17 protein-coding genes and 1 pseudogene are annotated in these 16,625 nt (G+C 68.3%); 12 read left to right on the forward strand and 6 right to left on the reverse strand.

Annotation, left to right across the window (positions count from 1 at the left end; all coding sequences use genetic code 11):
* The 3 genes and pseudogenes from F3087_RS42705 to F3087_RS42715 form a co-directional block, all read left to right on the forward strand.
* Window positions 1–349, forward strand: a pseudogene (locus tag F3087_RS42705) (N-acetylmuramoyl-L-alanine amidase); the annotation flags it as partial.
* A 75-nt stretch (window positions 350–424) separates the two neighbouring features.
* Window positions 425–1,468 carry a CobW family GTP-binding protein gene (locus F3087_RS42710; protein WP_150407921.1) on the forward strand — a complete coding sequence of 348 codons (1,044 nt, stop codon included), beginning with the start codon at window positions 425–427 and terminating at the stop codon, window positions 1,466–1,468.
* Between the two features lie 224 nt (window positions 1,469–1,692).
* Window positions 1,693–1,884, forward strand: a complete 192-nt coding sequence (locus F3087_RS42715; protein ID WP_150407909.1) for a hypothetical protein — start codon at window positions 1,693–1,695, stop codon at window positions 1,882–1,884.
* Between the two features lie 4 nt (window positions 1,885–1,888).
* On the opposite strand, the gene F3087_RS42720 is transcribed toward F3087_RS42715, so the two are convergent.
* The 4 genes from F3087_RS42720 to F3087_RS42735 form a co-directional block, all read right to left on the reverse strand.
* Entirely contained in the window at window positions 1,889–2,896 is a 1,008-nt protein-coding gene (locus F3087_RS42720) for an AraC family transcriptional regulator (protein ID WP_150407910.1), read from the reverse strand.
* 89 nt (window positions 2,897–2,985) lie between these two features.
* Window positions 2,986–3,420 carry a molybdenum cofactor biosynthesis protein MoaE gene (locus tag F3087_RS42725; protein WP_150407911.1) on the reverse strand — a complete coding sequence of 145 codons (435 nt, stop codon included), beginning with the start codon at window positions 3,418–3,420 and terminating at the stop codon, window positions 2,986–2,988.
* Entirely contained in the window at window positions 3,407–4,522 is a 1,116-nt protein-coding gene (gene moaCB, locus F3087_RS42730) for a bifunctional molybdenum cofactor biosynthesis protein MoaC/MoaB (protein ID WP_150407912.1), read from the reverse strand. The genes F3087_RS42725 and moaCB overlap by 14 nt, the downstream gene beginning before the upstream one ends.
* A gap of 24 nt (window positions 4,523–4,546) precedes the next feature.
* A complete protein-coding gene (locus tag F3087_RS42735; RefSeq protein ID WP_150407913.1) occupies window positions 4,547–5,794 on the reverse strand; it encodes a molybdopterin molybdotransferase MoeA in 1,248 nt (415 codons plus the stop codon).
* A gap of 139 nt (window positions 5,795–5,933) precedes the next feature.
* Here F3087_RS42735 and moaA point away from each other — a divergent pair, with 139 nt between their 5' ends.
* From moaA to F3087_RS42760, 5 genes are all read left to right on the forward strand, one after another.
* A complete protein-coding gene (moaA, locus tag F3087_RS42740) occupies window positions 5,934–6,992 on the forward strand; it encodes a GTP 3',8-cyclase MoaA (protein ID WP_223885784.1) in 1,059 nt (352 codons plus the stop codon).
* A complete protein-coding gene (locus F3087_RS42745; RefSeq protein ID WP_150407914.1) occupies window positions 6,985–7,227 on the forward strand; it encodes a MoaD/ThiS family protein in 243 nt (80 codons plus the stop codon). The genes moaA and F3087_RS42745 overlap by 8 nt, the downstream gene beginning before the upstream one ends.
* Before the next feature lie 239 nt (window positions 7,228–7,466).
* Window positions 7,467–8,174, forward strand: coding sequence for a YciI family protein (locus F3087_RS42750; RefSeq protein ID WP_150407915.1), 708 nt, complete (start codon window positions 7,467–7,469; stop codon window positions 8,172–8,174).
* A 2-nt stretch (window positions 8,175–8,176) separates the two neighbouring features.
* Window positions 8,177–9,400: an RNA polymerase sigma factor gene (locus F3087_RS42755; RefSeq protein ID WP_150407916.1), complete on the forward strand. Its 1,224-nt coding sequence runs from the start codon at window positions 8,177–8,179 to the stop codon at window positions 9,398–9,400.
* A 125-nt stretch (window positions 9,401–9,525) separates the two neighbouring features.
* The gene (locus F3087_RS42760) at window positions 9,526–11,007 is read left to right on the forward strand and encodes a M28 family metallopeptidase (protein ID WP_150407917.1); all 1,482 of its coding nucleotides are present in this window, start codon (window positions 9,526–9,528) and stop codon (window positions 11,005–11,007) included.
* Here F3087_RS42760 and nadE read toward each other — a convergent pair.
* Together nadE and F3087_RS42770 are read right to left on the reverse strand one after the other, a co-directional pair.
* Entirely contained in the window at window positions 11,004–11,831 is an 828-nt protein-coding gene (gene nadE, locus F3087_RS42765; protein ID WP_150407918.1) for an ammonia-dependent NAD(+) synthetase, read from the reverse strand. The genes F3087_RS42760 and nadE overlap by 4 nt on opposite strands.
* Before the next feature lie 22 nt (window positions 11,832–11,853).
* On the reverse strand, window positions 11,854–12,477 hold the full coding sequence (locus F3087_RS42770) for a TetR/AcrR family transcriptional regulator (RefSeq protein ID WP_150407923.1): 624 nt from the start codon (window positions 12,475–12,477) through the stop codon (window positions 11,854–11,856).
* Window positions 12,478–12,680: 203 nt separating this feature from the next.
* Between F3087_RS42770 and F3087_RS42775 the strand changes: the two genes are divergently transcribed.
* From F3087_RS42775 to nrdE, 4 genes are all read left to right on the forward strand, one after another.
* Window positions 12,681–13,250: an NAD(P)H-dependent oxidoreductase gene (locus F3087_RS42775; protein WP_150407924.1), complete on the forward strand. Its 570-nt coding sequence runs from the start codon at window positions 12,681–12,683 to the stop codon at window positions 13,248–13,250.
* 412 nt (window positions 13,251–13,662) lie between these two features.
* Window positions 13,663–13,896: a glutaredoxin-like protein NrdH gene (gene nrdH / locus F3087_RS42780; RefSeq protein WP_150407919.1), complete on the forward strand. Its 234-nt coding sequence runs from the start codon at window positions 13,663–13,665 to the stop codon at window positions 13,894–13,896.
* A gap of 41 nt (window positions 13,897–13,937) precedes the next feature.
* The gene (nrdI, locus tag F3087_RS42785) at window positions 13,938–14,399 is read left to right on the forward strand and encodes a class Ib ribonucleoside-diphosphate reductase assembly flavoprotein NrdI (protein WP_150407925.1); all 462 of its coding nucleotides are present in this window, start codon (window positions 13,938–13,940) and stop codon (window positions 14,397–14,399) included.
* A 38-nt stretch (window positions 14,400–14,437) separates the two neighbouring features.
* Complete coding sequence (gene nrdE / locus F3087_RS42790; protein WP_150407920.1) at window positions 14,438–16,543, forward strand: class 1b ribonucleoside-diphosphate reductase subunit alpha; 2,106 nt, start codon at window positions 14,438–14,440, stop codon at window positions 16,541–16,543.
* Window positions 16,544–16,625: the final 82 nt, after the last annotated feature.

The following is a 16,625-nucleotide window of genomic DNA, read 5'->3' on the forward strand; positions in this document are numbered from 1 at the left end:
CGCGACCGCACCGCAGGCGCTGAACACCCCTCAAGGTCAAGCTCAGCAAGGGCAAACCGCGCCGCAGGGCCAGTCCTCACCCTTCACCCAGCAGGGGCAGACTGCCCCGGACGCCCCGGCCTGGCCGGGCACCCAGCAGTCACCCGGTGCGCAGCAGAGTCTGCCGGGCAGCAAGACGGTGCCGGGCGAGTCGAGTGACATGCAGTCCGTCCGCGAGATCATGGATATGGTCCTGACCCTGCTGATGCCGCTGGCGAAGTCCCTCGGCGTGGACAACAACATGGTCACCGCCGAGCTGATCAATCTCGCCTACGCGTTGGCGGCCAAGTTCATCGCCCCGGCCAAGTAGGCGCCGTCGCACGCCCGAACGTCACCCTCGGCGAGGGTGACGTTCGGCGTTTCCCGGGCCCTTGCGCGGCCCAGTATGGTGGTCGGCGTGGCTGACCGGATTCCTGTTGTGATCGTCGCGGGGTTTCTCGGTTCCGGGAAAACAACGCTGCTCAACCACCTGTTGCGCAACAGCCGGGGCACCCGGATCGGCGTGGTGGTCAACGACTTCGGCGCGATCAATATCGACTCGATGCTGGTCGCCGGGCAGGTCGACGCGATGGTCTCGCTCGGCAACGGCTGTGTCTGCTGCGCCGTGGACGTCAGCGAGCTGGACGACCTGTTCACCCGGCTCGCGCAGCCGCGGGCCAAGATCGACGTGATCGTGGTCGAGGCGAGCGGCCTGGCCGAGCCGCGCAACCTGATCCGGATGGTGGTCGGCAGCGACAACCCGCGCATCCGCTACGGCGGCCTGGTCGAGGTGGTCGACGCCGAGCAGTTCCCGGCGAGCAGCGCGCGCCATCCCGAGCTGACCACGCATCTGCGGCTGGCCGATCTGGTCGTGGTCAACAAGGCCGACCGGGTGCCGGACGCGCAGCTCAGCGCCCTGCGGCGCGACATCGCGGAGCTGATCGGGCAGGTGCCGGTGTACGCGACCACGCACGGCCGGCTCGAGCCCGGCCTGCTGTTCGACGAGCCGCTGCACGAAACCCCGCGGGTCGCCGAGCAATTGAGCTTCGACGAGCTGCTCGACCACCACGATCACGACCACACCGAGCACCGTCACCTGCACGACGACTACCTCAGCGTCTCGTTCACCAGTGCCGAGCCGCTGGACCCGCGCGGGCTGATCGGTTTCCTGGAGGACCCGCCGCCGGGTCTGTTCCGCGCCAAGGGTTTCGCGGCCTTCGCGGTCGCGGACGAGCGCCGCAAGTTCGTGCTGCACCTGGTCGGCCGTCACCTGGTGTTCGAGCCGGCGAACTGGGCGCGCGGCGAATCCCGCACCACCCAGCTGGTGCTGATCGGCGCGGGCATGGACGCCGAGGTGGCGACGAAACGGTTGCAGGACACCGTGCACCTCGACGCGGACCCGCTCGACCCGCAATCCATGCTCGGCGTGTGGCGCTACACGCCGCACTGAACTCACCGATCCCGCCGGCTTCGCTCCCCGAGCAACCAATGTGGCGCGTTCGGCCCAAAACTGGCGCGTTCGGTGCTAGCGGCGGCGACGGGCGGACATGAGACTGTCCTGGTGCCCGCCGCGTCGGCACGTGCGCAATGCTGCGAACAGGTCGCGCGTGGTGTCGGGTCGGCGCACCGATTCAAGATCGAGAAGATTCGTTCTGCGACCGATGGGAGTTTTCCATGTCAGATTCGCTGGAGAGCGCCACCGAGTACGTGATCGAAGTGCTGGAGGCCAAGGGCACCGCCACGCGCTACGACTTCGACGTGCCCGGCATCGTGGCGGAGTCGCATGCCATCGCCAATGGCTGGGATTTCCGCGCGATCGAGGACGCCACGTTCTGGGGGATCGTGGCGCGTTTCCTCAAACAGTGAGGCGTCAGTCGAAGCGAGCGGTTTGCTGGCCGCGGGGCGCGACCGTCCAGCGCCGGGCGGCGCGGCGCATCGAGCCCGCGTCGGAGTAGCCGAGCAGCTCGGCCTGCCGTGAGCGGCTGAGCGGACCGCCGGAGCTGGCCTCGGTCAGCCGGGCCGTGCGCGCCCGATCCAATTCCCGCCGCCAGGTGGTGCCCGCCTCCATCAACCGGCGTTGCAGCGTGCGCGGACTGGTGGCCAGCCTGCGCGCCACCTGATCCAGCGAGACGTCACCGGTCTTCATCGCCTCGGCCAGCGCCGCCGCGACCCGTTCCGGCCACGCCGTGGCCAGCGACGGCGGGGGCGGCAACGCCTCGGCAAGCGGCTGCAAGATCGCGGCCAGCACCGGATCGCTGGTGGTCAACGGCAGATCCATGTCGCCGGCGCGAAACACCATCGCGTCCGCCGGTGCGTCGAATTCGATCGCCGCGGTGCCGAACACCTCGACGAACGTCTCCACCTTGACCGGCGCGGACTGGCGCAGCGAGATCCGCAGCGGAATCACCGGCTCGCGCACCACCCGCCGGGCCCGGCTGAGTACGGCGGCCAGACCCCACAGCTGGGTGAGGTCGCGGCCGCGGCCCTCGCCGCGGATCATGTCGAGGTACAGCGTCACCTCGCCGTCGCGCTCGGCGACCAGGTCGAAGCGATGATTGGTGGTGACCGCGGTGACGTACGGCCCGCAGGTCGCCAGGCCCGCGCCGAGGGTGGGCGCGGTGGAGAACAGATAGTCGTAGAGCCCCAGGGTGGGGAGCTGGTAGCGCCGGGCCACGTTCAGTGCGACGTCCGGGTCGCCGAGCCCGTGCTCGCCGAGTTCCCACAGCCGGGAGAAGGTGTGGCTCGGCAGGTGCACGTCGTCGCCGGCCATCGTCCACTCGGGCAGCCCGGTCTCGCGGATCAGCCGATCGCGATCGAGACCGGCCGCGCTGAGCTGAGAGATGACGAACCGGTGCAGCAAAACCTGATCGGTACCCATCGCGTCCTCCCGCGCCTCCGGCGAACTGCGTGTGCGCACACGCTAACGCCGGCGTGTTGATTCGTCATGGGGTTCTTGTCACGCTTCGGTTAACCGCAGGCATTGACCCATTCGGACAGGCCGTCGGCGAACAGCTGTCGCTTCCAGATCGGCACCTCGTGCTTGATCCGGTCCACCAGCTCGGCGCAGGCGGTGAACGCCTCGGCCCGGTGCGCGGCGGCGACCGCGACGACGATCGCGTCGTCGCCGATGGTCAACTCGCCGATCCGGTGCACGGCGGCGACCGGCAGGCCGGCCGATTCGGCCAGTTCGGCGCAGACCTTGCGCAGGAAACGCTCGGCCTCCGGATGCGCCGAGTACTCCAGCGCGGACACGGCCTGCCCGCCGTCGTGGTCGCGGACCTTGCCGGTGAACACGACGACGGCCCCGTAGTGCGGCCCGGTCACCGCGGCCTCGACCGCGGCGGCGTCGAGCGGCTGGTCGCTGACCCGGGCCAGCCGGACGGTGGGTTCAGTGGTGGTCATGGTTTCCGCCTCCGGCAACTTGGGCGAGCAGATGGTCGAGCAGCGGTTCGAGCACCGCGATGCCGTCCTTGACCCCGCCGGGGGAGCCGGGCAGGTTCACGATCACCGACCGGCCGGCCAGCCCGGCCACCCCGCGACTCAGGGCGGCTAGCGGGAACTTTGCCGTGCCGCGCTGGCGGATGGCCTCGGCGACGCCGGGCAGCTCCCGGGTCAGCACAGCGAGGGTGGCCTCCGGGGTGGCGTCGGTGGGGGAGGCGCCGGTGCCGCCGGTGCTGATCACCAGCGACGGCTCCAGGCGCAACGCGTCGGCCAGGCCGACGGTGATGTCGGCGTCCGCGTAGACCAGCGGGCCGCGCACCGAAAAGCCTAGTCCGGCAAGCCATTCGGTGAGGACCGGGCCGGTGGTGTCGATCCGGGTGCCTGCGGCGGCGCCGGTGGAGGCGACGAGGACGACGGCGGTCGCGCCGGGAAGGTGTTCCTGCGGTGCGTGCTCCGCCTCGGCCGCGGGTTCGCTTGGCGCCGAGTGTGTTCCGGCGGTGGGTTCGGTTGCGGCGCTCGCATGGTGGTGCCCGTGGGCCGCTTTGTGGTGTGCGCCGGCATCAACGGCGGTGGACTCGTTGCCGTCCGCAGCCTCCGGCCGCACCCAATGCCCGTGCTTCCCACCTTCTTTGGTGATCAGCCGCACCCCGTTGAGCGTCGCCGCCGGATCGACCGCCTTCACCATGTCGTGCAACGTCAACCCCGCGACCGCCACCGCGGTCAGCGCTTCCATCTCGACCCCGGTGGGCCCCTTGGTCTTCGCGGTCGCCTCGATGGTGACGGTGTCGGCGGTGAACCCGAATTCGACCTTCACCGAAGACAAGGCGAGCTGATGGCACAGCGGGATCAGCTCCGAGGTCTTCTTCGCCCCGGCGATGCCCGCGATCCGCGCGGTGGACAGCACGTCGGCCTTGGGCATGTCGTCGGCCCGCACCAGCGCGACCACCTCGGTGGTGGTCAGCAGCTCACCCGCCGCCACCGCGATCCGGGTGGTGTCGGACTTGGCGCTGACATCGACCATGCGGGCGCGGCCCTCGCCGTCCACATGGGACAACTCACTCATCGAATACTCCTGGGAAGGAACGGATCACAGCGACCACACTCGCACGACCGCGCCGGCGGGCAGCGAGGTGACCTCGGCCGGAATGTCGATCAGCACGTCCGCCCAGGCCATCCCGGCGACCAGATGCGATCCGGGCCCGGACACCACCTCCACCGCCTCCGGATGCCGGTGCAGCGCAGGCCGATCGCCGTGTGTCGCGCGAATCAGCTTGCCGCGCAGGAACTGCCGCTTGCCGTGCGGCGAGCGGGCCACCTCGTTGCGCAGCGGCAGTTCGTAGCTGTCGACATGCGGGAGCCCGGCCAGCGCGCGCAGCATCGGCCGCGCGAACACCTCGAACGACACCATCGTGCTGACCGGATTACCCGGGAAGCTGAGCACTGGAACCCCGTCGACGACGGTCAGCCCCTGCGGTCCGCCCGGCTGCATCGCGACCGACCCGAACACCCCGCCGAGCGGCCCGAGCACGTCCTTGACCACCTCGAAGTCGCCTTTGGACACCCCGCCGGAGGTGAACACGACATCGGCGGATCCGGTCGCCTCGGCCAGCAGCTCGCGGAACTCGGCCGGATCGTCGGTGCTGTGCGCGACCGAGACGACGCCGACCCCGTTCGCGGCGAGCGCGGCGGCCAGCGCGATGCCGTTGGAGTTGTAGATCTGGCCGGGTCGCAGCGTGCTGCCCGCCGGGACCAGTTCGTCGCCGGTGGTGATCACCGCCGCCCGGACCTGGTGGAACACCGGCACACTCGGCAAACCGACCGCGGCGAGCGCCGCGATGTGCCGCGGTTCCAGCGTGGTGCCCGCGGGCACGAGCAGGTCGCCGGTCCGCACGTCGGTGCCCGCCTCACGCACGAATTCGCCTGCGCTGCGGCCACGTTCGATGGTGACGGTGCCGTCGCCGGCGCGCACGTCCTCCACCGGAACCACGCAGTCCGCGCCGGGCGGGATCGGCGCGCCGGTCATCACCTTGATCGCGGCGCCGGGCGGCAGCGGCGTCTGCCCGGCATTGCCCGCCGCGACGACCCCGGCCACCCGCAGCGTCACCGGCGCGACCACCACCGACGCGGCCCGCACCGCGTAACCGTCCATCGCCGAATTGCGGAACACCGGCAGATCGACCGGGGAGCGCAGGTCCTCGGCGAGCTGCCGGCCGAGGGCCTCGGGCACCGAGACGTGTTCGAGCGGGCGCGCGGCGAGCGGGCGCAGCAGCTGTTCGATGCTGTCTCGGTAGTCGTCGACGGGCCGGGCCGAGACGCTGGCGGGCCGAGGGTTCATGGCAGCCAGCCTAACCGCAGCTGATCGAGGTCAATCGTCCGTCCGGCTTGTGTGAACCTCACAATCTCACGGCGCGCGCGGTGCGCTATTCCGTACCTTCCGCGACTGACCAACGACGGGCGGAGGTCATAATGGACAGGTGACTCTGGTCGAGATGGGGATACCTGCCGTGCGTTCCGGGCGTCCCTCGCTCGACGGCCGCCCCGATACGCCGTTCCTGCTGGACCGATTCGGGCGGGTGGCCCGCGATCTGCGCGTCTCCATCACCGAGAAGTGCTCGCTGCGCTGCACGTATTGCATGCCCGAGGAGGGTCTGCCCGCGATTCCGCAGCACGAGCTGCTGACCGTCGAGGAGATCGTCCGCCTGGTCGGCATGGCGGTGCGCGAGCTCGGCATCGAGGAGGTCCGGTTCACCGGCGGTGAGCCGTTGATGCGCCGCGATCTCGAGCGGATCATCGCCGGTTGTCACGAACAGGTACCGAATACGCCGCTGGCGATGACCACCAATGGCGTCGGACTCGAGCACCGCGCCCGCGGGCTCGCCGCCGCCGGACTGCACCGGGTGAACGTCTCGCTGGACACCGTCGACCGGGCGGGTTTCGCCAAGCTGACTCGCCGCGATCGGCTCGACTCGGCGCTGGCCGGCATCCGGGCCGCCCGCGACGCCGGGCTCGCGCCGGTCAAGGTGAACGCCGTGCTCATGCGTGAAACCCTTTCCGGCGCAGCGGATCTGCTCCAATGGTGCCTCGACGAGGACTGCGAACTGCGGTTCATCGAGGAGATGCCGCTCGACGCCGACCACGAATGGGCCCGCACCAACATGGTCACCGCCGCCGAGCTCCTCGACGTGCTCGGCACCCGGTTCGAGCTCACCGCGGCCGGTCGCGACGATCCCGCGGCCCCGGCCGAAACCTGGCTGGTCGGCGGCGGACCCGCGACCGTCGGCATCATCGCGTCGGTCACCCGCAAGTTCTGCGACACCTGCGACCGCACCCGCCTGACCGCCGACGGCATGCTGCGCTCCTGCCTGTTCAGCGACCAGGAGTACGACCTGCGCCAGGTGCTGCGCTCCGGCGCCGGCGACGCCGAGCTGGCCACCCTGTGGCGCGGCGCGATGTGGAACAAATGGGCCGGTCACGGCATCGATGTGGAGGGGTTCGTCCCGCCGGAACGCACAATGGGAGCCATCGGTGGTTGAGATCCGCTACTTCGCCGCCATCGCCGACGCCGTCGGCAAGGACCGCGAGACCCTCGACCTCCCGGCCGGCGCCACCGTCGCCGACCTGCGCTCGTCCCTGTCCGCCGCGTACGGCCCCGGCCTGGCGAAGATGCTCTCGGTCTGCGCCTACCTGGTCGGCGACGAACTGACCCGCGACCCGCACGCCGCGCTGACGCCCCGCGTGGACGTGCTGCCGCCCTTCGCCGGCGGCTGACGCGGCGCGACTTCCGCCTCGCCCCGCTCCGTCGGCCGAAAGCGGTCTGCCTCGGCGGTGTTGACCGGGGCAGCGCCACAGGTTCGTCCGCCGATCGTCCCGGCCGCGATGAATCGGGACGATCGGCGGCCCCACTCGGAGTAGAAAAGAATTCGCGGCGGCGTAGAGAAACTCCCGCGGCGTTCGTCGTCTGGGTAGGGAAGGGTATCGGGCTCTTCCATTCGAGGAAGGTGGCGACCATGCACTACTTGGCGACGATTGTGGGAAACGGGCAGACGGCCGCGCCCGGGACGCCGGAGTTCACCGAGGGGGTGGCGAAGTACGCGGCCTTCCAGGAGGCGGCGGGCGCGGCGATCGCCGGTGGTGCGGCGTTGTTCCCGTCGGCCACGGCGATCAATGTCCGGCGCAGCGGGGATCAGACGTTGGTCAGCGACGGGCCGTACACCGAGCAGGCCGAGGTGGTCACTGGGTTCTATGTATTCGACGCGCAGGACCTGGATGAGGCCATCCAGCTTGCGCGCGGGATACCCGCGGCCGCGCGCGGTGCGATCGAGGTGCGCCCGCTGGCGATGTGGGGGCCGCACGGCGTCCCGGCCGCCGATTGGTGGCTCGCGCTGCTGTGGGAGCGGCAGTCGGACGTGCTCGTGCCGGGCACGCCGGACTGGGAGAAGATGGCGCTCGAACACGGGCAGTTCGCGGAAAAGGTGGGCGACGCGATCCGCGGCGGCGGAGCCTTGCAGCCGCCGGACACCGCGACGACCGTCCGGGTGCGCGACGGGCAGTTGCTGCTCACCGACGGGCCGTTCACCGAGGGCGCCGAGGTGGTCGACGGACTCTACGTTTTCACCGCGGCGAGCCCGGCCGAGGCGACCGAGATCGCGGCTCAGATCCCGCGCGGTCCGCAGGGCCGTTCGGAGCTTCGCCGCATCGTCGACGTCGGCTTCTGACCGTGCCGGGCCCGGCCATCGACGCCGTTTACCGCGCCGAATTCGGCCGGGCCCTGGCCACGGTCGCCCGGCTGGTCGGCGACATCGGGCTGGCCGAGGACGCGGTGCAGGAGGCGTTCGCCGACGCGTTGCGCACCTGGCCGGAACGCGGGGCGCCGGCCAATCCCGGGGCCTGGATCACCACCGCGGCCCGCAACCGCGCGCTGGACCGGCTGCGGCGCGAGTCGGCCAGGAGCGGTAAGGAGCAGGACGCGGTCCTGCTGACCGGGCCGAGCGAGGAGATCGACATGTCGCCGGTAGCCGATGACCAACTGCGGATGATCTTCACCTGCTGTCATCCGGCGTTGTCGCCGGAATCCCAGGTGGCACTGACGCTTCGGCTGGTGTGCGGGCTGCGGACCGCGGAGATCGCCAGGGCCTTCCTGCAACCGGAACACACAGTGGCCCAACGGCTTACCCGGGCGAAGGCGAAGATCCGCCAGGCCGGTATCCCGCTGCGGGTGCCGCCTGCGCCGCTGTTGCCGGAGCGACTGCCCGCGGTACTGGCGTGCATCTATCTGGTCTTCACCGAAGGCTACTTCGCGACGTCGGGCCCGGCCGCGGTCCGGGATGAGCTGTGCGACGAGGCAATTCGGCTCGGCAAGCTGCTGTGCGCGCTGCTGCCCGACGAACCGGAGGCGCGGTCGCTGCTGGCGCTGATGCTGCTCAACGACAGCCGGCGCGCCCAACGGCGAAGTGCGGAAGACGAATTGGTGCCGATCGAGGAGCAGGATCGCAGCGCGTGGAATCGGGCGCAGATCGAATCGGGACTGCGCTGCCTGATCTCCGCCGCCGCGCAGGGCCGGGGCCCATATCTCGCCCAGGCGCGGATCGCCGGCGCCCACGCCATCGCTCCCACGTGGGAGCAAACAGACTGGGCCGCAATAGTTTCCGGCTACGACGAGCTGCGCACCTACTCCGACTCGCCGGTCATCCTGGTGAATCGCGCTATCGCCGTGGGGTTTTTGCGCGGTTTCGACAGCGGGCTCGCCGCTCTCGACGAGGTCGCCGACCATCCGCGCCTGGCCGCTTCGCATCTCGTCGCCGCGACCCGCGCCGATCTTCTCCGCCGCGCGGGACGCTATCCGGAATCGGCTACGCACTACCGCATCGCGCTCGACCGCGCGTCCAACGAGCAGATCCGCCGCTTCCTGTCCCGCCGCCTCGCGGAGGTCACGGCGGGGTGAGTGTGCGGGCGGATTGCCCGCCCCGGCAACGCATTTCCCCACTACAACTGGGGTTTCATCGAGGCGACACCCCGCTTTAACCTCCGAGCCATCGGGATTCATCCGTCCCTTTGGAGGAGCTGACTATGCCCCGAATCTTCCGCAGTGCCACCGCCGGTCGCGTGATCGCCACCGCCGCCGCGCTGCCTCTCGCGCTCTCCCTCGCCGTCGCGGGATCCGCGTACGCCGACCCCAGTCCGCCGCCAGGGCGCCTGGCCGACTCGATCAAGGCGCCCGCCGTCAAGCAGCATCTGGAGAAGTTCCAGTCGATCGCCAATGCCAACGGCCGCACCCGGGCCGCAGGCACCGCGGGCTACGACGCCTCCCGCGATTACGTAGCCGGCGAACTACGCCGCGCGGGCTACCAGGTTACGTTGCAGCCGTTCACTTTTCAGTCCTTCCGGGAACGGTCGACGGCGATCCTGGAGCAGGTCTCGTCCGCCCGGACGGCCTACAAACCGACCGCGCCGGACCGCGGTCAGCTCGGTGACTTCGCCACCCTGACCTATTCGGGTTCGGGCGAGACGAAGGCGACGGTGCAGGGTGTCGACCTCACCCTGTCGCCCCGCTCGGAGGCGAACGGTTCGACCTCCGGCTGCGAGGCCGCGGACTTCGCCAAGTTCACTCGCGGCAATATCGCGCTGTTGCAACGCGGTACGTGCACGTCGGCGGACAAGGCCCGAAACGCCCAGGCCGCAGGCGCATCCGGCGTGATCATCTTCAACGAGGGCCAGCCCGGCCGCACCGACGCCTTCGCCGAGCCGCTCGACGAGACCGGCATCACCGTGCCGGTGGTCGCCACGAGCTTCGCCGTCGGCAAGGATCTGGCCAAGGCGGACACGGTGGTCCGGCTCAAGACCGACACCGAGGCCCTCCCCGCCACCACGCACAACGTGATCGCGGATTCCCCGCAGGGCAACCCGGACAAGGTCGTCATGGCCGGGGCACATCTGGACTCGGTGCGCGCCGGGCCGGGCATCAACGACAACGGTTCCGGCAGTGCCGGTCTGCTCGAGGTCGCCTTGCAGATGGCCACGACCACCCCGAAGAACAAGGTCCGCTTCGCCTGGTGGGGCGCCGAGGAACTCGGCCTGGTCGGCTCCAAGTACTACGTGGCGAACCTGTCCGCGGCCAACCGGGACAAGCTCGAGCTCTACCTCAACTTCGACATGATCGGCTCGCCGAACTACGCCTACAAGATCTACAACGGCAGCCAGGGCCCGACCGGTTCCGCGCAGATCGAGCAGGACTTCAACCGCTACTTCGACTCGAAGGGCCTGCGGCACAACCGCGCGGCGCTCGACGGCCGCTCGGACTACGGCGCGTTCATGCGGGCCGGGATCGCGGTCGGTGGCTTGTTCACCGGTGCCGAGGGCATCAAGACCAGCCAGGAAGCGCAGTGGTTCGGTGGCCAGGCCGGCCGCCCCTACGACCCCTGCTACCACCGGTCCTGCGACACCACCACCAACATCAGTGACAAGGCGTTGACCGACAACACCGGCGCGATCGCCAATGCGATGCAGACCTACGCCGCGGCCGACGACCCGCCGGGAGTCGCGGCCGGCTAATCGCGCCACCAGGTGTCGAGCGGCGTGACCGGAACCGCCCGCTTGTGCCGGGTGTTCAGGTAGATCGACTCGATGCGCTCGGCGACCTCGGGGGTGACTTCGTTGCCCTCGAGGTAGTCGTCGATTTCGCGGTAGGTCAGCCCGAGCGCTTCCTCGTCGGGCAGCGCGGGGCGGTCGTCCTCCAGGTCGGCGGTCGGCACCTTCGACCAAATGCTTTCCGGCGCACCCAATTCCCGCAGCAGCGCCGCCCCCTGATGCTTGGTGAGACCGGTCAGCGGGGTGAGATCGACGCCGCCGTCGCCGTACTTGGTGAAGAACCCGGTGACCGCCTCGGCGGCGTGATCGGTGCCGACGACGAGCAGGTTCTCCTGACCGGCGAGCGCGTACTGGATCACCATCCGCTCACGCGCCTTGATATTGCCGCGGACGAAATCGCGGAGCTTGTCGATCTTCAGCGCGGAGGCCACCTCGCCCGCGGTCGCGTTCGCGCTGGGGCGCACGTTCACCGACACCGTCTGGTCCGGCTGGATGAAGCGCAGCGCGGCCCGCGCGTCCGCCTCATCGGATTGCACGCCGTAGGGCAGGCGTACCGCGACGAACGTCGCGTCCACGCCGTCCGCGCGTAGTTCCTCCACCGCCAGCTGGCACAACCGGCCGGTCAGCGAGCTGTCCTGGCCGCCGCTGATGCCGAGCACGAAACCCTTTGCGGGAGTGGCGTTCAGATAGTCCTTGAGGAAATCGATCCGGCGCCGTACCTCGTCCTTCGGCTCGATGCTCGGTTGGACGCCCAACTCGGTGATGATCTGTTCGCGCAGGTTCCGCATGGCAGCCCACTTTACTGTCCATTCACGGCGTGACAACGCGTCGAACGACCGCTTCCCAGTTGTCCCCGATCTGTTGGCGGTCATATCCCTGCGCGCGCATCTGATGCATGACCAGCGCGGCGCTGAGCGTGCCGAGCAGGCTGTCGGCGATCAACGGGATATCGCCGGGCATGCCCGCCTGGCGCAGCAGCATCGACACGTGCGCCTTGAGCAACATGTACGGCGCGCCCGAGTAGCGGTCGGCCGCCTCGCCGACCTCCGCGGCGCGATACAGCTCGCCCTCCACATCGATGTCGAGCAGCCGCGCCCGGCCGAACGCGACCAGTCGTTCCACCGGCGTCGCGCCGGGGCCCAGCGGCGGCGGCCCGAACATGAACGCCTCCTGCGCCTTGCGCTCGGAGTGATCGAGCAGCGCCATCAGCAACCCCGACCGGCTGCCGAACCGGCGGAAGACCGTGCCCTTGCCGACCCCGGCCCGCTTGGCCAGCGCGTCCATGGTGAGGCCGTCGACGCCCTGCTCGCGCACCAGCTGTTGCGCGGCGTCCAGCAGCAACTGCCGGTTGCGCGCGGCGTCGGCGCGTTCGGTGGGTTCGGACGTGCCGGGCAGGGGCGCGCCGATGCCGAGCAGCGGGCGCTGCCCGGGCAGCGGGAGATCCGATGTGGGGTAGCTCACAGCAGGCACACAATCTCCGCGGGAAGTAATCGGACCGTGGTCCGGTTAGTCACCAGTGAAAGTTCGGACATCACACACTCAGTACACCAGGAGTCGCAATGAGCGAGCGCAGCGAGCACATCATTGATACAGCGCCTTTGGCTTATGGCGGAGCCGAGCGCCAGCGAGGCGAAGCCATGAGCCAGACCCGCATCCTCGCTCTCGTCGGAAGCCTTCGTGCGGCTTCGATCAACCGGCAGCTTGCCGAGACTGCCGTACAGACGGCTCCGGAGGGTGTCGAGATCACCCTCTACGAAGGTCTCGCCGACATCCCGTTCTACAACGAAGACCTCGACGTCGAGGGCGCCGTGCCCGCCGCGGCGCAGGCGCTGCGCGACGCGGTCGCCGCGTCCGACGGCCTGCTCGTCGTGACCCCGGAGTACAACGGCACCCTGCCGGGCGTGTTGAAGAACGCCATCGACTGGGCCTCCCGTCCGTACGGCACCGGCGCCCTCAAGGACCGGCCTACCGCGGTGGTCAGCGCGTCGATCAGCCCGCGTGCCGCCCAGTGGGCGCATGGCGACGCGGTCAAGGCGCTCGGCGTGGCCGGCGCACGGGTGGTGGAATCGGCACACCTGCACTTCGCCACGATCGGCGAGCGGTTCGGCGCGACACACCCGCGCGAGGATGCCGAAGCGCTCACCGAGCTCGCGGCCACCGTGCACGAGCTGGTCCAGGCCACTCGGGGTGAATTCGCCGCCGTGTAAGCTTCCGCTCCGGTCTGTTCGAGGGTCATCTCCACGCGGTGGAGTGGCCCTCTTCGTCTGACCGGAGGGTTTGCTGGAAATCAGCTACGGTACGAAATTGTGATCTGCACCACGGTCGTGTCGGGTTGCGAATCGAGCGTCCAGGTACTTACCGCGTGCAAATTTCATCTTTGTGACTCGCAACATGTCGTGTTGGATGAATCTGTCGGCCACTAGGTGTAGTGTCTTCGGTACTGGAAGACGGCAAGGCACCCCGCTCTGCGAAAACCAGCTCGCAAGGGCTGAGCAGGGGATTCGAGTCCAGATCCAGGAGTTTGCGCAGCAAGGTCGGAACGTGCATCGCTAGGTCGCTCGAACGATCGGCATACGGATCACAGGCTGTGGATCAGGCACAAGGAGAAGAGGGATACCAATGACCGTCACCGTGTACACCAAGCCCGCTTGCGTCCAGTGCAATGCCACCTACAAGGCCCTCGACAAGGTCGGGGTGGACTACGAGGTGATCGACATCTCCGAGAACGACGAGGCGCGTGACTACGTCATGGCGCTCGGTTACCTGCAGGCGCCGGTCGTGGTGGCCGGTGAGGACCACTGGTCCGGCTTCCGTCCCGACCGGATCAAGTCGCTCGCCACCGTGGCGGCCTGACCGCTTCCGCTTTTCCGTTCCTCCGAGAGGAGAGGGTGACCGTGTCCGAGTCGGCCGCGCTCGTCTACTTCTCCAGCGCCTCGGAGAACACGCATCGCTTCGTCGAGAAGCTGGGTCTCCCGGCAACTCGCATTCCACTGCACACCGCCGATTCGCTGCGCGTCGACGAACCCTTCGTGCTGATCGTCCCCACCTATGGGGGCGGTCGGCACGTCCTGGGTGGGAACAGATCCGACAAGGATTTCGTGCCGCGGCAGGTCGCCAAGTTCCTCAACGATCCGCACAACCGCGCTCTGCTGCGCGGGGTGGTCGCGGCGGGAAACACGAACTTCGGCGATACCTACTGCTATGCGGGAGACGTGATCTCGCGTAAATGCGGGGTGCCGTACCTGTATCGCTTCGAACTCATGGGAACCGCCGAGGACGTCGAGCGCGTCCGAGAGGGATTGGGATTGTTTTGGCAACAACAACGACAGCACCGGCCGGAAAAACGGCTCGCTTAGAGCAGTCATCGGGCCGCGGTGCGGAGGCCGGCGAGGTCATGGACTACCACGCCCTCAACGCGATGCTGAACCTGTACGGCCCGAACGGCGAGATCCAGTTCGACAAGGACCGTGAGGCGGCGCACCAGTACTTCCTCCAGCACGTCAACCAGAACACCGTCTTCTTCCACAACCTGGACGAGAAGCTGGACTATCTGGTCAAGGAGAAGTACTACGAGCCCGAGGTGCTCGACCAGTACAGCCGCCCGTTCATCAAGCAGCTGTTCCAGCAGGCCTACGCCAAGAAGTTCCGGTTCCCCACCTTCCTCGGCGCGTTCAAGTACTACACCTCGTACACGCTGAAGACCTTCGACGGCAAGCGCTACCTGGAGCGGTTCGAGGACCGGGTGTGCATGGTCGCGCTCACCCTCGCCGCCGGTGACGAGGTGCTCGCGGGCAAGCTGGTCGACGAGATCATCGACGGCCGCTTCCAGCCCGCCACCCCGACCTTCCTCAACTCGGGCAAGAAGCAGCGCGGCGAGCCGGTGTCCTGCTTCCTGCTGCGTATCGAGGACAACATGGAGTCCATCGGGCGCTCCATCAATTCCGCGTTGCAGCTGTCCAAGCGCGGCGGCGGGGTCGCCTTGCTGCTCAGCAACATTCGCGAGCACGGCGCGCCGATCAAGCAGATCGAGAACCAGAGCTCGGGCGTCATCCCGATCATGAAGCTGCTGGAGGACTCGTTCTCCTACGCCAACCAGCTCGGCGCGCGCCAGGGCGCCGGCGCGGTGTACCTGCACGCGCACCACCCGGACATCTACCGGTTCCTCGACACCAAGCGGGAGAACGCGGACGAGAAGATCCGGATCAAGACCCTCTCGCTCGGCGTGGTGATCCCGGACATCACCTTCGAACTGGCGAAGAAGAACGAGGACATGTACCTGTTCTCGCCGTACGACGTGGAACGCATCTACGGCAAGCCGTTCGCCGACATCGACGTCACCGAGAAGTACTACGAGATGGTCGACGACAAGCGGATCCGCAAGTCGAAGATCAAGGCGCGCGAGTTCTTCCAGACCATCGCCGAGCTGCAGTTCGAATCCGGTTACCCGTACATCATGTTCGAGGACACGGTGAACCGGGCCAACCCGATCGCGGGCAAGATCACCCACTCGAACCTGTGCTCGGAGATCCTGCAGGTGTCGACGCCGTCGGTGTTCAACGACGACCTGTCCTACGCCAAGGTGGGCAAGGACATCTCGTGCAACCTCGGCTCGCTCAACATCGCCAAGGCGATGGACTCACCGGACTTCGCGCAGACCATCGAGACGTCCATCCGGGCGCTCACCGCGGTCTCCGATCAGACGCACATCTACTCGGTGCCCTCGATCGAGCAGGGCAACAACGAGTCGCACGCGATCGGCCTCGGGCAGATGAACCTGCACGGATACCTGGCCCGCGAGCGGGTGCACTACGGGTCCGAAGAGGGCATCGACTTCACCAACATGTACTTCTACACCGTGGTCTACCACGCGATCCGGGCGTCGAACCTGATCGCCAAGGAGCGCGGCAGCTACTTCGGCGGCTTCCCGGAATCCAAGTACGCCAGCGGTGAGTACTTCGACAAGTACACCGAGCAGGCGTGGGAGCCGAAGACCGAGCGGGTGGCGCAGCTGTTCGCCGACGCCGAGGTGCGGATCCCGACCCAGGACGACTGGCGCGAGCTCAAGGCCTCGGTCATGGAGCACGGCATCTACAACCAGAACCTGCAGGCCGTCCCGCCGACCGGTTCGATCTCCTACATCAACCACTCCACCAGCTCCATCCACCCGGTGGCGTCGAAGATCGAGATCCGCAAGGAAGGCAAGATCGGCCGCGTCTACTACCCGGCCCCCTACCTGGACAACGACAACCTCGAGTACTACGACGACGCCTACGAAATCGGCTACGAAAAGATCATCGACACCTACGCGGCCGCCACCCAGCACGTAGACCAGGGCCTGTCGCTGACGTTGTTCTTCAAGGACACCGCCTCCACCCGCGACCTCAACCGCGCCCAGATCTACGCCTGGCGCAAGGGCATCAAAACCCTCTACTACATCCGCCTGCGCCAAATGGCCCTGGAAGGAACCGAAGTCGAGGGCTGCGTCTCCTGCATGCTCTGACCACCACCCACCCCATAAAGCTGGTCAGATGATCACCGGGAACTGGTGCAGGCAACGGCCGACTTGGGTTCAAGGGGTGGAT

It is taken from the genome of Nocardia colli, from assembly GCF_008704205.1.
In the GTDB taxonomy this organism is placed as follows: Bacteria; Actinomycetota; Actinomycetes; order Mycobacteriales; family Mycobacteriaceae; genus Nocardia; species Nocardia colli.

Bases quoted from the DNA above. Each gene is read 5' to 3' on its own strand.
- F3087_RS42710 (WP_150407921.1), top strand. From the start codon at position 425: ATGGTGGTCGGCGTGGCTGACCGGATTCCTGTTGTGATCGTCGCGGGG.
- F3087_RS42715 (WP_150407909.1), top strand. From the start codon at position 1,693: ATGTCAGATTCGCTGGAGAGCGCCACCGAGTACGTGATCGAAGTGCTG.
- F3087_RS42720 (WP_150407910.1), bottom strand. From the start codon at position 2,896: ATGGGTACCGATCAGGTTTTGCTGCACCGGTTCGTCATCTCTCAGCTC.
- F3087_RS42725 (WP_150407911.1), bottom strand. From the start codon at position 3,420: ATGACCACCACTGAACCCACCGTCCGGCTGGCCCGGGTCAGCGACCAG.
- moaCB (WP_150407912.1), bottom strand. From the start codon at position 4,522: ATGAGTGAGTTGTCCCATGTGGACGGCGAGGGCCGCGCCCGCATGGTC.
- F3087_RS42735 (WP_150407913.1), bottom strand. From the start codon at position 5,794: ATGAACCCTCGGCCCGCCAGCGTCTCGGCCCGGCCCGTCGACGACTAC.
- F3087_RS42750 (WP_150407915.1), top strand. From the start codon at position 7,467: ATGCACTACTTGGCGACGATTGTGGGAAACGGGCAGACGGCCGCGCCC.
- F3087_RS42760 (WP_150407917.1), top strand. From the start codon at position 9,526: ATGCCCCGAATCTTCCGCAGTGCCACCGCCGGTCGCGTGATCGCCACC.
- nadE (WP_150407918.1), bottom strand. From the start codon at position 11,831: ATGCGGAACCTGCGCGAACAGATCATCACCGAGTTGGGCGTCCAACCG.
- F3087_RS42775 (WP_150407924.1), top strand. From the start codon at position 12,681: ATGAGCCAGACCCGCATCCTCGCTCTCGTCGGAAGCCTTCGTGCGGCT.
- nrdH (WP_150407919.1), top strand. From the start codon at position 13,663: ATGACCGTCACCGTGTACACCAAGCCCGCTTGCGTCCAGTGCAATGCC.
- nrdE (WP_150407920.1), top strand. From the start codon at position 14,438: ATGGACTACCACGCCCTCAACGCGATGCTGAACCTGTACGGCCCGAAC.